This is a genomic window from Kaistella yonginensis (genome assembly GCF_030409525.1).
GTDB classification, from domain to species: domain Bacteria; phylum Bacteroidota; class Bacteroidia; order Flavobacteriales; family Weeksellaceae; genus Kaistella; species Kaistella yonginensis.
On record NZ_JAUFQB010000062.1, the window covers coordinates 13,919 to 28,571 of the forward strand.

The following is a 14,653-nucleotide window of genomic DNA, read 5'->3' on the forward strand; positions in this document are numbered from 1 at the left end:
AATTTAGATTTCAATTATTTTTGAAAATTTTTATTGCGCCAATTTTACTTTCTCACCGTCGCTTAGGTTTTTCGATCCATCGGTAATGATGATATCGCCTGCTTTTAAACCGGTAGTAATTTCTACGGCATCTTCGGATTTTTCACCTGGATTGACCATTACTTTTTTCGCCACCGCATCGTTTCCTTTGATATTGGTTGCTACAAAAACGTAGGATTTTTTCGCGGCATCTTCATAAATATATTGTTGTGGAACTTGAATTGCGCTTGGGTTAATGTAATCTTCAATTTTTACCTGAGCCAATAAGTTAGGTTTAATAATTCCGCCTTTTCCTGGCACAGGAATTTCAATTTTGAAGGTTCTATTTGCAGGATTGATATAATTTCCGACCAATCGAATACTGGAATTAATGGTTTGATTTAACGCTGGCAAGAAAACTTTAACCGAAGTTCCCTGGCGAACTTTAGCCAAATATGATTCAGGAACATCGGCTTCCACGCGCATCATTCCTAAAGAAATTAATTTTACAATATCGGTTCCCGGTGAAACGACTTGGCCGTTCTGCGTAATCACCTCATCAATCACCCCACTGAAAGGTGCTACGATTGCTGTTTTGGCTAAATTTGCTTTTACCGCATCGGCGGCTCTTTGTAAACCTTGCACCTGACTTTGCATGGCTGAAACGGTTTTCAACGCGGCATCATAATTTGCTTTCGCCTGTAAATATTGAAATTCGGAGCCAATTTTCTGTTTCCAAAGGGCCGATTGTTTTTCAAAAGCAATTCGCGATAAATTGGTATTGGCTTGTGCAGAAGCAACCTGGGCTTTCATTCCCGTGACTCCGTTTTGTGCTTGCAGATATTGATCGCGTAAACCACCATCTGCTACCCTACCGATTACTTGGCCTTTGCTCACATTTTGTCCTTTTTTAACAAATAAACTTAATGTTCCCGCAAATTGTGGTTGCACTTTTACATCTTGATCTGTGGTTACATTTCCCTGTATTTCTACATTGTGCACGAAATTGGTCAACTCAAGTTTCTGGGTTGAAACTACACCGTTTGCGTCGGCAGAAACTCCCATGGCTGTTAATTGCCCCTCAATATTCGACATCACATTATTCAAACTATCCATTTTGAATTTCTGACGTTCCTTATAAGCTTGCAGCCCTTTTACATCTTTGTTTTTTATTAAGATTTCCAACTTTTCGTCTTTCACCGCATTGTCTTTTTTACACGCAGTAAGTCCGGTTAAAATAACGATTGGTATGATGAATTTTTTCATATTGATGAATTTATACTATTAGTTTTTGATTAAAGTTTGCCGAGTGCTTCGTCTAGTTTTGTTTTGGCTTGAATTAACTCCAAAGCTGTTTGATAAAATTTTGCCTGAGAGTCGTATAATTGGGTTTCACTTTGTTGTAAATCGAAACTTGTTCCCAAACCTTCTTTAAATTTGATTCGTTGTTTATTATAGATGCTGGAAGAAAGTGCAATCAATTCTTCGGCATTTTTATAGGAGTTATAGGCATTGTTATATTCAATTGTCGCCGCGTATGCTTTATTGCTTAAACTTCTTTTGGTATCATTTACATCAAGTTTTGCTTTTTCTACCTCTAATTTAGCTTGTTGCGTTCTCCAATGTCTTTGTAAACCGCTAAAAATCGGAATATCCAGTTGTACTGCCACTACAGATGTATTAAACCATTGTTGTGAAGTGCTCAAAAAATTAAAATCATCGCTGTAAGCGTTATAGTTTGAAGCTAAAGCTGCGGAAAGGGTGGGTAAAGCTTTTGATTTCTCTAATTTAAGTTTGAGTTGAGAGATGGTGAGCGCGTTTTCTGCCAATCGAGAATCAATGTGATTTTCAGTGTTAACCGTAGCGTTTAAATCCACCAAGGTTTCATTTTTTCTAATGATCTCATCTAAGGTTGATGTTAACACAATTTTTTCGTCTAAAGGGTAACCCATTAAATATTTCAGTGCCATCAAAACCTTTTCTCTGCTTCGGTTTAAGTTTTGTTGATTGGCCAAAAGACTTTTATAACTGTACTCTAATTGTTCCACATTTTGAAATTCGATGAGTCCAATTTTATATGTTTCGTTGGTATCATACAAAGACTTCTCGACCACTTTCCTGTTTTCTTCTAATGTTTTAATGTTTTCATCGGTAATTAACACTGCGGCATAGGCCATCATAATTCCCTCTTTTACTGATATTTCTGTTTTCTCTTCAGCCAAGGCTGCGGTTTCTTTATACGCTTTGGAAGATTGTAAGCCAACGATGTAGGAGCCATTGAATAAAAGTTGGGTAAGTGTAAGCCCTCCCGTCATGCTTTGTTTCTGTCCAAATTTCACCGGAATATACTTTCCTGGATCACCACCTGCCAGTTCTGCCGGAAGCAATTGCACAGGAACATTAAGGAAATAATTATATTTTGCCTGCCCATCTAATTGCGGCAGACCGATTCCTATCGTCTCTTTAACTTTATGATCAGCAATGGTTCGGTCGATTTTTGCTTTCTGTACATTTACATTATGATCAATTGCATACTGCCAAGCCTCATCCAGTGAGAAATTTTGCTGCGCAAATATTACTGTTGAAAATGCAGTGATCGCGAAGAACTGAAGTAATTTCTTCATATTAGTAATTTATATTTTTTAAGATTTTTTTTCCTTTTTCGGTGGTAATGGCATTCATATACATGCTCATTAATTCTTGTTTATAATGATCTTTATTAATGGTATTGCTATCCAAATACAAGGAGCCTTCCATGGACATTACCAACTGAAAAAACAATTTAGAATACACTTCTGCATCAAAATTTTCTCGATAATAGCCTTGCGCTCTCCCCTTTAAAATGTTATGAACAAGAACTTCCGCAAATTGATCAGAAAACTCAATCATGTGTTTTTCGAAAATTGCAGGATAGTATTTCATTAATTGCCGAATAAGCAGTGAATTGTTGGAATGAGAGAGATTGTCTATTTCGTCATCTCTGCATAGCATTCTTTCTATTGCATTTTCTATAGTTTGATCCAAATACTTTAATCGAGCAATAATTTCACTGAGTTTGAATTGAAGCACCTCTTCTATGAGTTCCTCTTTATTTTTGTATTTGATATAAAGCGTCTTTTTAGAGATTCCGAAAGCTTTCGCAACATCATCCATCGTCAAAGTTTTGGCACCATTCTCAATAAATAGTTGTGAAACTTTGGTAATAAAAATTGTGTGTTCTTCCATAATAGGGCGCAAATATACAAAAGAAAACTAAAAAACAGAATTAGTTTCCTGGTTTATTATGATCGAAATCATCTATTACGGAGATTTTCAATTGATTTAAAACTAAAAAATTCGCCTAGAAATAATCTCTTATTGCTGATGGTTAGGTAAAATATTTAATTTTTCTGCGTTCTTTCGCAATTTTAAAAGGTCTTTTGACGGGTTGACTCGTTGGTTTTATGGATTTTATCAATTTCACTAGTGCATGTGATTCATGGCTTTGGGTGTCATGCTACATTTGTATCACTAATTAACCAATAAAATTTTTTACAATGAAAAAATTATTTGCAAGTGCATGCGCACTTATGATGGTAGGACTATCCTACGGACAAGCTAACGTTGACCTCTCGAACCAATTAGGTAATCTCAACAACGGAGTTGTAAACCAAACAGGATCAGTCAATTTTAATGGACTAGATCAAAATGGCAACAGAAACAATGCAACGATTGACCAAGTGGGAATCGGGAATGTGAACAACGCTTTAAGTCAAGGAAATCGAAATAACATCGATGTTGATCAATTCGGTATCGCTAATGTTAATAAAACGGAGCAGTTCGGTAACAGAAACAGTGCTACTACCAATCAGTGGGGAATCGGAAACGAAGTGGATCAAAAACAGACTGGAAACAGAAATATGGTTGATGCGGTACAAATTGGTTTCGACAACTATACTTGGCAACGTCAAAACGGTAACCGTAATGATGCCTCAGCTTTCCAATTTGGAATGGATAACGAGTCTTGGCAACAACAAGAAGGAAACAGAAATACTGCCGACGCAACCCAAATAGGTGCAGACAATTTACTAGGTCAATACCAAGAAGGTAATCGAAATGATGCAACGATCATGCAAATGGGTAACACCAACTATTCTTATTCTTTACAATACGGTAATGATAACGTAGTGATGGGCTTACAAGTTGGAGACAGCAACTACCTTAGTCAATTTCAAGATGGAGACAACAACTTCGCTAGTGATGTACAATTAGGTGATAACAACACAAGATTTGTAACTCAAACAGGTTCTTCTCATGTACATTTTGGAAGCCAAATTGGAAACGGTAATACATTAAGTACGACCCAATCTAACTAATAAGATCTTTTAGTATAACCATGCAGGGGAGATCATATCTCCCCTGCTTTTAGCTGAACAAATGAAAAAACCACTACTTATAATAGTTTTTATAATGCTTTTTCAATTCATCAGTGCGCAAACGATTACGTTAAACAATATCAATAGTTCAAATATATTGGAGTATTACAAGCAAACTGAAATTAAGAATCTATCGCAGATCCAAAGCGTAAATATTTTGACTCAGAATGGAATTGGAAATACTGCAGAAACATATGACAAGACCCCAAAATATCTTAACCTTTCCCAGAATGGAAATTTTAATACTACTTATTTTATTAACCCCAATAATTATCCAACAAATGCAGAAATTAGAATTAATGGGTCTGGAAATTATATTGACATTACTGGCACCAACAGCATTTCTGATGGAATGAAAGTATACATTAATGCAAATGACATGACCCTATTTATGAGAAATTATTAAACCCTTGAAAATGAAAACTCTCATCGCAATTCTCGTCATATTTTTCTTTGTAAATAATTCATCTGCGCAGAATGGCCCAGAAATTACAGGAAAAATAATTACCGAACAAAATAATGAAATGCTGAAGATCAAAGGAACGGTCACAAATAATTCAGCGATACATTATAATCTAAACTACATTTTGATTTCCGTAAAGACTGGGAAATCAGGAAATTCCTCCAATAAACAAAGTGGAAAATTTTCCATAAAACCCAACGAAGTAAAAGTGCTTTCGGAAAGTTCTATAAGAGTTTCCCGGAATGATGCTTTGAAAATGTATCTTTTTATTAAAGATGAACATAACGAAAAAGTTATTTCAAAAGACAGCTTGGAAGTGAACCCTAATCAGTTTTCAGATCAAGTAAGCTACATTCCAGAAGCAAGTATTGAACTCACAGGACTAACCGTTGACGATACAAAAACCAGAATGGGTCAAGCATTCTATGAAAGTTTTTTTAAAAAATACTCGCAATTTCCTAAAAAATATGAAGGAACGATTACCGTTTCAGAACTTCCATCCTTTGGAAGAAGTAGTAGAATAATAATCATTCAAAATGACCAAGTGATCTACAGTTTTCAAACGCAGCCCGATGATGAATTTCTGGCAGCAGAAAGTGACAAGGCTTTGGCATATTTGCTTGAATACAACTCCCAAAATAATTTACGAAATCGCGAATTCAAATACTAACAACTCATGAAAAAATTAATTTTATTACTACCCTTGTTCTTTTGCTTTGGTGTATCAGCACAACAATTTGTTTATAAAGCAATTAATCCCGCCTTTGGAGGTGACACCTTCAATTACCAATGGTTAATGAGTTCTGCAACTTCCCAAAATCAATTTGACGAAGGTGATTCGCGAACAAACCTTTTTAAAGACCTTAATTCATTTAGCAGTTTTACGGACAGTTTAAACAGGCAAATCTTGAGTGAACTATCCCGAAAACTCTTTGGTGATAGCTTTGGTGATGGTGATTTAAAACCCGGTACCTATGTTTTCGGATCCATGTATTTGGAAGTTACACAAACAACTCAAGGTCTGCTCATCAGTATATTGAACACCAGTACGGGTGAACAATCTCAAATTATAGTGCCTGGCGGATAAACAAAATTTCAACCCTATGAAAACATTAATAAAAATCTTAAGTCTCCTTATAATTATCTTCTCTTTTCACAGTTGTACCCTTTTCAATATTCCAACGAATAAAGAAAAATCAACATTGGGCGAGGTTACAGCCTACACGCCTGAACTGAAAAACCTTCCTCCACCAAAAGATAAAATTGTGGTTGGCGTGTACAAATTCCGAGATCAAACGGGACAATATAAAGCTACTGAAAACGGGGCGAGTTGGAGTACAGCTATTCCACAAGGTACGACCGCAATACTTTTAAAAGTTTTAGAAGACAGTCGCTGGTTTACTGCTATTGAAAGAGAAAATATAGGAAACTTAATGAATGAAAGACAGATTATTCGAAGTACCAGAAAGGAATATTCTGGAAACGAAAATGAAAACACAGCGCTACCACCGCTTCTTTTTGCGGGAATTATTCTCGAGGGTGGCGTTATTTCTTATGACACCAACGTCGTAACAGGCGGTATTGGAGCAAGATATTTTGGTTTAGGAGCAGGAGCACAGTACCGGCAGGATCGAATTACCGTTTACATTCGTGCTGTTTCTACCTCAACCGGAGAAATTCTTAAAACAGTTTATACTTCAAAAACGATATTGTCTACCAGTTTTAACGGAAATTTTTTTAGGTTCATAGATACCGAAAGACTTTTGGAGTCTGATATTGGAATCACACAAAACGAACCGGTACAACTCGCAGTAACGGAGGCCATAGAAAAAGCAGTATATTCTTTAATTATAGAAGGAGTTAAAGATAATATCTGGGCAAATAAACTACAAAAACCCAGCGACTTTAATAAAATTCTCGCCACTTATACTTCTGAAGAAAAGCTGAATGGAACTAGAATTATTGGTAATAAACCTCCTGAATATGATCGTGGTAAACTGGCAGTATTTGGTAACATAGAAGGTTTCAAAATAAAAGGCGATTATGTAGAGGGCAAAATGAAATTAGGAGCAAAATTGGGCGTGAAATATTTTATTACCGACCATATCAATGCTGAATTAAACTTCAACTCGTTGTCAATAGAAAATGCTGATATTTATAAAAAAGAGGCAATGGCTTCAGAAGTGAATTTAGAATATCTCTTTTTTCCCAAAATGAAATTTTCACCCTTTATTTACGGTGGATTCGGCAATTTATTCTTGCCGTCTAATACCGTATACAAAGCCCAATTTGGAGGTGGTTTAGAGTTTTTAATCAATAAAAACTTAGGGTTAAGAGCAGCAAGCCAATATGATTTAGGCTTTACCGATGATTGGGATGGATATGTAAATGGCAATCGGAAAGATATGGGCATACGAATAGGCATGGGCATGACTTTCTATTTCGGTTCTAAAAAAATTAAAAAACTAAACTGATGAAAAATATATTTAAAATAAGTACTCTTTTTTTATTCCTTCTGCTGCTCAGTTCCTGTAGTGAAGATCTGGTTGACAAAGTACAAACAGCTACTTTAAAAGGAATTGTGATTAAAAAAGGGACCAATCAACCGATTAAAAACGCGAAAGTTTTTACGACGCCATCTACACAAACAGTTTTCACAAAGGAAGATGGAAGTTTTGTCATAGATAACCTTCCCTTGGGCGATTATTCTGTACGAGCGGAACTTACTGGGTATCTTACCAATTTTCAAGGGGTTAGTTTTAAAAATAACAACCAAGTGGTGAGTGTAGTTTTTGAAATGAGTGATGATGATTCATTAAACAGCTCTCCCTCCGTACCGGTTTTATTAAGTCCTGTAGACAACGCAGTTGATCAGCCCCTTGCAATTAACTTAACGTGGGATTGCAATGATCCAGACTCTTTAGATGTTTTAAAATATAAAGTAGTGGTGAAAAATGATTTCGATACCACAGTTATTGAAGTTAAAGATGTGGTTGATAAACATTATTTTCTAGAAAATCTAAAATTTGGGGTTACCTATTACTGGCAGGTTTCAGTTTCCGACGGAATTAATCCAGAAGTTAATAGTCCTGTATTTCGGTTTAAAACGAGCACCGCACCAAACAATAGATATCATTACGTCAAGAAAAGCAATGGTAGCTATTACATCGTGTCTAGTAATGAAACCAATGGTAATTTCCAGTATACGCCTTTTGACAAAAACAGTTGGCGCCCAAGGCTTAATCAGAATTCGAGATTGGTTGCGTTTTTACGAACCGTAGGGGGAAATGCCCAAATTTTTACGGCAAATCCAGATGGCTCTAATCCATTTCAAGTAACTGCCGTTCCCGTAGCAGGTTTTGATAACGCTGAAATCGATTTCAGCTGGAGCAAGAATGGAAAAGAATTTTTATATGCAAATTTTACCAAACTTTATAGAATTAATAAGGATGGTAGCGGGCTACAACTTGTTTATACGACTAGCGATGGAAGCTTTATCTCTGAATGTGATTGGAGCTACGACGGAAGTAAAATAGCACTTAAAACCAACGATGCAAATGGGTATAACGTCAAGATTTACATCATCGACCTGCTCGGTAATACCGTAAAAACAATTTTAGAAAATGTTCCCGGCGCAGCAGGCGGTCTAAATTTCTCGGTTGATGGCAATTTATTATTGTATACCTATGACATTTCTGGACATCAAGAAGATAACTATAGACAATTAAATTCCCACCTATTTATCTACAATGTATTAACGGATGATAATTTTGATCTTTCTGTTATAAGTGATAAACCCGATGGAACGAATGATTTGGACCCGCGTTTTTCTCCAAACGATGCAGAAGTTATTTTTGTAAATACCTCAAATGATGGAATATCTGTGAAGAATATTGTTAAAATAAATTTACAAGGCAATAATAGAATAGACTTATTTCCCGATGCAGAAATGCCAGATTGGGAGTAATGTTTTCAAGGGGGCTGAGGATTAAACTCCTCAGCTTTCTTTTTTTAAAAGTTAAAAGCTGCCCAGAAATGAACAGCTTTTAATTATCAGCAATTGAAAATGATTTTAATTTAATATTCTACCAATTTATTTTCCATGGCAAATTTGACCAGTTTAGAAGAACTGTTGAGATTAAATTTTAACATCATATTTCTTCGGTGCGACTCTACCGTATGTGTACTTATAAATAATTTTTCGGCAATTTCCTTAGAACGCAGTCCATCGCAAATTAAAAGTAAAACTTCTTTCTCTCTCGCGGTTAAACCCTCTAATTTACCATAAGTTCGCTCAGGCTGATCCTCTACGCTGCAAATTGAATTTAAAAGTAGATTTTTAACATCTGTATTGATGAATACTTTTCCAGCACTTACCTCTTTAATGGATGCAAGAAACTCTTCGCTATCAGCTCCACTGCCAAGGAAACCTTTTATGCCTTTGTCGAAAATTCTTTTAATTGATTTTGCGTCGGCATTCATCGTATGAACGATGATTTTTAACTTGGGATTCACTTGCATAAAATACTCAACCTGCCGAATCAGTTCCAATGAATTCAAACCCATAGAATTTAAGATTAGAATATCATTTTCATCGAGATTCGATTCTTCAACTTTTTTAAAACTATCACAAGTTTCAACTTTAAAATTTTTTGTTAAGGCGCTTTGATTCAATAAAGCTTTCATAGAATGTAGATACAATCTTTGCTGATCGTAGAGAATAACTTTGTTTTTCATTGGTTAGTGTTTCCACGAAATTACAAAATAGTTCACTTAAAAACTAATAAAATTGTAACTTTAGTAAAATTATGACCAAATAAAACACTATATTTTATGGCATTGGCAACAAAATATTAAGATTCCTATATAGTTGATAATATCTATGAGCTCCATTGCGTAAAATAATCAGAGGTTAAGTGTTATAAATACCGCAAGTGTTTTCCCGAAAATTATACCAATTATCATCATCTTCAATCCATGATAATACATAAAAATAGAAGTTTCGAATCTTGTAAAATTAACCTTAATTAAGGAAAATTTGATATTTCTGAGTTTCATTAAAAACTTCGAGTAGATCCCCATTCACTTGAATCATTGTTTGCATACTCATCAATTCTATCTGAATCTCGTCATCCGGGTTTTTAATAAAGAAATTGAGCTTTTGCTCGCCTTTATGTTCACTAAATTGACTTTGGAAAAATTCGATATCTGATTTTCTTAAATCATTAATGTCAACTACAACGGTCATTTTCTTTGCAAATTTTTCAAATGCTTCTTTAAGATCAATAACATCGGTAATATTTACAAAAACCCGTCCGTCATTCGCTTGCGAAAATTTAACTTTAAAAATAACAAACCTTTGCACATCAATTTTATCTCTGAATTTCATATAATCCCGATCACCTAATCGAAAAGAATAACTTCCGCTATAGTCTTCCAGTAAAAGGAAAGCTACTTTTTCACCACTATTTTTACCATCCCTAATACTGTATTCTGTAACCAAGCCAGCGACCATATATTCGGGTGTATTGTTTTTGAGTGCTTGTTTTTCTTTCCAACTTAACTTATCGTTATTAAACAAATCTGGTTGTTGATTTGCAAAAACTGAATTTTTAAACTGTTCGATTTCATCCAGATTTAGAAAATTAAAGTTTCCCCGAGGTTCAACAATTTTGCTGGTTTCTTCAATTAAAGCATCTTCCTCTCCTTCTAGGATGTCGGCTGGTAAGTCTACCAAATCATCGTCGGCATCATCAACTTCCAAAATCTCAATCGGCAAAGTAACTTTTTCTAATTCTAAGGTCTCTTCCTTTTTATGTTCCAAAATTTCTTTTTTACTCAAAGCGCCTTGCAAGAATTGAAACTGATATTTATATTCATCCAAAGGATGCGCAGAAAGATAGAAGCCGATGATTTCTTTTTCTTTATTCAGTTTATGCATGTTTTGCCATTCTGGCGCAGGATTAATTTTGGGTTGTTCAATCTGAACTTCGTCCGCAAAATCCGCAAACAAGGAATTTTCAATCTCATTTTTACTGTCCTGAAAACTGTGTCCGTACCTTAATAATTTTTCAATATTGGTTTTTCCAGTAGCATCAATATCAAAATATTGTGCCCGATGATAGCGATCAACTTCATCAAAAGCACCCGCAACGACCAAACTTTCAGCTACTCTTTTATTCATTTGCGAAGACGAAATCTTTTCGAAAAAATCATAAATATTTTTGTACCGTTCCATTTTTCTGGCAGCTACTATGGCCTCACTCGGACCTTCTCCAATTCCTTTAATCGCACCCAATCCAAAACGGATTTGTCCTTTTTCATTGACGGCAAATGCATATTGTGATTCGTTCACATCCGGACCTAAAACATCAACACCAATACTTTTACAATCCTCCATAAACAGAGTGATTTGCTTGGTATTATTAATGTTATTAGACATCACACTTGCCATATATTCCGCCGGATAATTAGCCTTTAAATAAGCCGTTTGATAGGCAATTAAAGCATAACAAGTCGAGTGGGATTTGTTGAAAGCATACTCTGCAAAGGCTTCCCAATCTTTCCAAATTTTATTAAGTTTGGTCTCATCCAGGTTATTTATTTTTCCACCTTCAATGAATTTAGGATACATCTTATCCAACACATCCCGTTGTTTTTTACCCATTGCTTTACGCAACGTATCGGCCTCGCCCTTTGTAAAGTTTGCTAGTTTTTGAGAAAGTAACATTACCTGCTCCTGATAAACCGTGATACCGTAGGTTTCTTCCAGATACTCTTTGGTTTCTTCTAAATCGTAAATGGTTTCCTCTACGCCATTTTTTCTATTGATAAATGCAGGAATATATTTAATAGGACCTGGGCGATACAAGGCATTCATTGCAATTAAATCTGCAAATTCCGTCGGTTTCAGTTCGCGCATATATTTCTGCATACCCGGACTTTCATATTGGAAAATACCAACCGTTCTACCCTCTTTAAATAATTGGTAGGTCTTGGCATCATCCAAGGGAATAGTGTCTGGATCAATCTCAATACCGTGTTTTTCTTTAATCAGTTTAATGGCATGTTTGATGATGGTCAACGTACGTAAACCCAAGAAATCCATCTTCAATAAACCCGCATTTTCTGCCACGGAGTTATCAAATTGCGATACCAAAATATCAGCATCTTTTGAGGCGATGGTTATGGGCACCAAATTTGAAATATCTTCCGGCGTAATAATGACTCCACAAGCATGGATTCCTGTATTACGAATACAACCTTCCATTTTTTGGGCTGCGGCAAGAACTTCATAGCGATCATCTTTTGGATTCGCCAAAATATCTTTCATTTCCTGCGCCAAAGCTTTATCTTCAGGGGCGAGTTTTTCAAATTTGGCAAATGCTTTTGCTATATTCATTCCGGGCACTGCGGGAATGAGCTTCGCAATATTATTGGTTTCAAAAATAGGAAGATCCAAAACCCGCCCTGCATCTTTAATAGCCGATTTTCCACCCAATACGGAATAGGTAATAATTTGAGCCACATTGTTTTTACCGTATTTCTCAACCACCCATTTAATTATTTTATCACGACCTTCATCGTCAAAATCAATATCGATATCAGGCATTGAAACCCTTTCTGGATTTAGAAAACGCTCAAATAGCAAATCATATTTAATGGGATCCACATTGGTAATTCCCGTGCAGTATGCTACTGCAGATCCGGCTGCAGATCCTCGTCCAGGGCCAACCCATACGCCCATGTTACGGGCTTCATTACAGAAATCCTGTACGATAAGAAAGTACCCCGGATATCCGGTGTTGGCAATAACTTCTAACTCAAAATCTAAGCGCTCTTTTATTTCATCGGTAATTTCAGGGTATCGTTTTTGAGCACCTTCATAGGTTAAATACCTCAGATAGGCATTCTCGCCTCTTTTTCCACCATCAATTTTATCTTCATCACTCAAAAATTCTTGCGGGATCCCAAACTCGGGTAGCAAAACATCACGTTTTAAAGTATAAGATTGCACCTTAGAAATCAACTCGTCATATGCTTCAAAAGCATCGGGAAATTCTCTGAAACTCTGCTTGATTTCCTCTGTATTTTTAATATAAAATTCGTGCGAAGGCAAGCCTCTTCTTTTTCCAAAACCTTTTCCAACAGGCGAAGACAATTTTTCGCCATCTTTTATACAATACAAAATATCCTGAATATGAGCTTCGGATTTTTCGGTGTAAAAGGTTTCGTTCTGGGCTAAAATTTTAACTTCATATTTCTCCGCAAAGGAAAGCAACACATCGTTTAAATAATGTTCTTCTTCAATTTCATGATTTTGAAGTTGTACATAAAAATCCTCACCAAAAGTATTTTTCCACCACTGAAAAACATCTTCTCCTTTTTGCTCTCCGAACTCTAAAATTGCATTGGGAATATCTCCCATTAGCCCCGCTGTTACCGCGATTAAATCTTGTTTGTACTCAGCAATCATTTTTTTAGAGATCCTTGGAACACCAAAATAAAACCCGTTGATATAGCCTAAACTAGAGAGTTTCGCGAGGTTTTTATAGCCATTAAAGTTTTTTGCCAAAAGAACTACATTGGTTCTTCGGTCGGGATCATCTTTGGTAAACTGTTTCTGATCCGGACGGTCTGATAGATAAAACTCACATCCAATAATGGGAATTAAAGGGTTTTTACGTGGTTCTAAATCTGTAAATGAAAGACCTTCTTCTTCAGCTTTTTCTTTTTGATCCAAATATTCCTGATAAGCTTTCTTAAGATTTGCATTTGTTTTTTCAACTTCAGACACAAACTTAAAAGCACCCATCATATTTCCCAAATCTACTAAACCTACGGCCGGATAATTATTTTCTAAAGCCTTTTTAATGAGTTCATTTAGATGGGAAGATGCTTGAAGCGAAGAATAAATACTGTGATTATGAAAATTAAAATAACTGCCGATTTCAACCTCGTCTATATTTGAAAACGATACTTTTTTTTTCTTTTTCGAATCCACTACTTGTCGTCTGACAGCGATGGGAAAAGGTTTTATCGAACTTGGATGCAATTCAATATAGTGTTGCAACTCTACCGAACTAAGCTTGAGTTTATCCGCTGGAATAATTCCGATCCGCATCATCTCGAAAAAAACTTGAGCCGTAGCATTTACGTCGGCTGCCGCATTATGTGCTTCATCAAATTTTTCGCCGTATAATTTTTCGTATAATTCTTCGAGTTTTGGCGATTTATACCTGCCACTTTTCCCACCACCAAGCTGGCAAAAATCTGTTCCAAGAGCCATCGTATCAGCAGACGGTATTGTTTGCAAATGATTGTCAATATCTTTTCTGAAAAATTCAGCACCCACAATATTGTAGTCAAAAACAATATTGTGTCCTACTACCACTTCAGCTTTCTTTAAAGCTTCTTTAAACTGCAGCAAAACCTCATTCAAATTGTTTCCTACCTCATGAGCCATTTTTGTAGAAATACCATGGATTCTTTGCGAGGAAAAGGGAATATCATATCCTTCAGGTTTTATGATATAATCCTGATTTTCAATTAAATTACCTTCTTTATCATGCAGTTGCCAGGCAATTTGAACCATTCTGGGCCAATTGTCGGAATCGGAAATCGGAGCGTTGAAATTTTTTGGTAAACCGGTTGTTTCGGTATCGAAGATTAAAAACATTTATAAGAAGAATTTTGGTAAAATTAGGCTAAAATTTCTTTAAAAAAAAGTTGAAATTCTGCAATTTTAAAAAACTGT

Annotated in this window: 11 protein-coding genes; 6 read left to right on the forward strand and 5 right to left on the reverse strand. The window is 35.7% G+C overall.

What is annotated here, in order from left to right; translation table 11 throughout:
* Positions 1-30 precede the first annotated feature (30 nt).
* The 3 genes from QWY78_RS13620 to QWY78_RS13630 are packed head-to-tail and all read right to left on the reverse strand — an operon-like array spanning position 31 to position 3,243.
* Positions 31-1,284 (reverse strand): efflux RND transporter periplasmic adaptor subunit, encoded by a 1,254-nt coding sequence (locus QWY78_RS13620; RefSeq protein WP_290220728.1) that lies wholly within the window; start codon positions 1,282-1,284, stop codon positions 31-33.
* Between the two features lie 29 nt (positions 1,285-1,313).
* Positions 1,314-2,642 carry a TolC family protein gene (locus tag QWY78_RS13625; protein ID WP_290220730.1) on the reverse strand — a complete coding sequence of 443 codons (1,329 nt, stop codon included), beginning with the start codon at positions 2,640-2,642 and terminating at the stop codon, positions 1,314-1,316.
* A gap of 1 nt (position 2,643) precedes the next feature.
* Complete coding sequence (locus QWY78_RS13630) at positions 2,644-3,243, reverse strand: TetR/AcrR family transcriptional regulator (protein ID WP_290220732.1); 600 nt, start codon at positions 3,241-3,243, stop codon at positions 2,644-2,646.
* 311 nt (positions 3,244-3,554) lie between these two features.
* Here QWY78_RS13630 and QWY78_RS13635 point away from each other — a divergent pair, with 311 nt between their 5' ends.
* The 6 genes from QWY78_RS13635 to QWY78_RS13660 all read left to right on the forward strand — a co-directional run bounded on the left by QWY78_RS13635 (position 3,555) and on the right by QWY78_RS13660 (position 8,863).
* A complete protein-coding gene (locus tag QWY78_RS13635; protein WP_290220734.1) occupies positions 3,555-4,373 on the forward strand; it encodes a hypothetical protein in 819 nt (272 codons plus the stop codon).
* 94 nt (positions 4,374-4,467) lie between these two features.
* A complete protein-coding gene (locus QWY78_RS13640) occupies positions 4,468-4,839 on the forward strand; it encodes a hypothetical protein (RefSeq protein WP_290220736.1) in 372 nt (123 codons plus the stop codon).
* Between the two features lie 10 nt (positions 4,840-4,849).
* A complete protein-coding gene (csgH, locus tag QWY78_RS13645; protein ID WP_290220738.1) occupies positions 4,850-5,566 on the forward strand; it encodes a curli-like amyloid fiber formation chaperone CsgH in 717 nt (238 codons plus the stop codon).
* Between the two features lie 6 nt (positions 5,567-5,572).
* Positions 5,573-5,983 carry a curli production assembly/transport component CsgF gene (locus QWY78_RS13650; RefSeq protein ID WP_290220741.1) on the forward strand — a complete coding sequence of 137 codons (411 nt, stop codon included), beginning with the start codon at positions 5,573-5,575 and terminating at the stop codon, positions 5,981-5,983.
* 16 nt (positions 5,984-5,999) lie between these two features.
* On the forward strand, positions 6,000-7,370 hold the full coding sequence (locus tag QWY78_RS13655; RefSeq protein ID WP_290220743.1) for a CsgG/HfaB family protein: 1,371 nt from the start codon (positions 6,000-6,002) through the stop codon (positions 7,368-7,370).
* On the forward strand, positions 7,370-8,863 hold the full coding sequence (locus QWY78_RS13660) for a carboxypeptidase regulatory-like domain-containing protein (protein WP_290220745.1): 1,494 nt from the start codon (positions 7,370-7,372) through the stop codon (positions 8,861-8,863). Before QWY78_RS13655 ends, QWY78_RS13660 begins: the two co-directional genes overlap by 1 nt.
* A 110-nt stretch (positions 8,864-8,973) precedes the next feature.
* Here the strand turns inward: QWY78_RS13660 and QWY78_RS13665 are convergent, their stop codons facing one another.
* Positions 8,974-9,633: a LuxR C-terminal-related transcriptional regulator gene (locus QWY78_RS13665; RefSeq protein WP_290220747.1), complete on the reverse strand. Its 660-nt coding sequence runs from the start codon at positions 9,631-9,633 to the stop codon at positions 8,974-8,976.
* Positions 9,634-9,919: 286 nt separating this feature from the next.
* A complete protein-coding gene (gene dnaE, locus QWY78_RS13670; protein WP_290220749.1) occupies positions 9,920-14,575 on the reverse strand; it encodes a DNA polymerase III subunit alpha in 4,656 nt (1,551 codons plus the stop codon).
* Positions 14,576-14,653 lie beyond the last annotated feature (78 nt).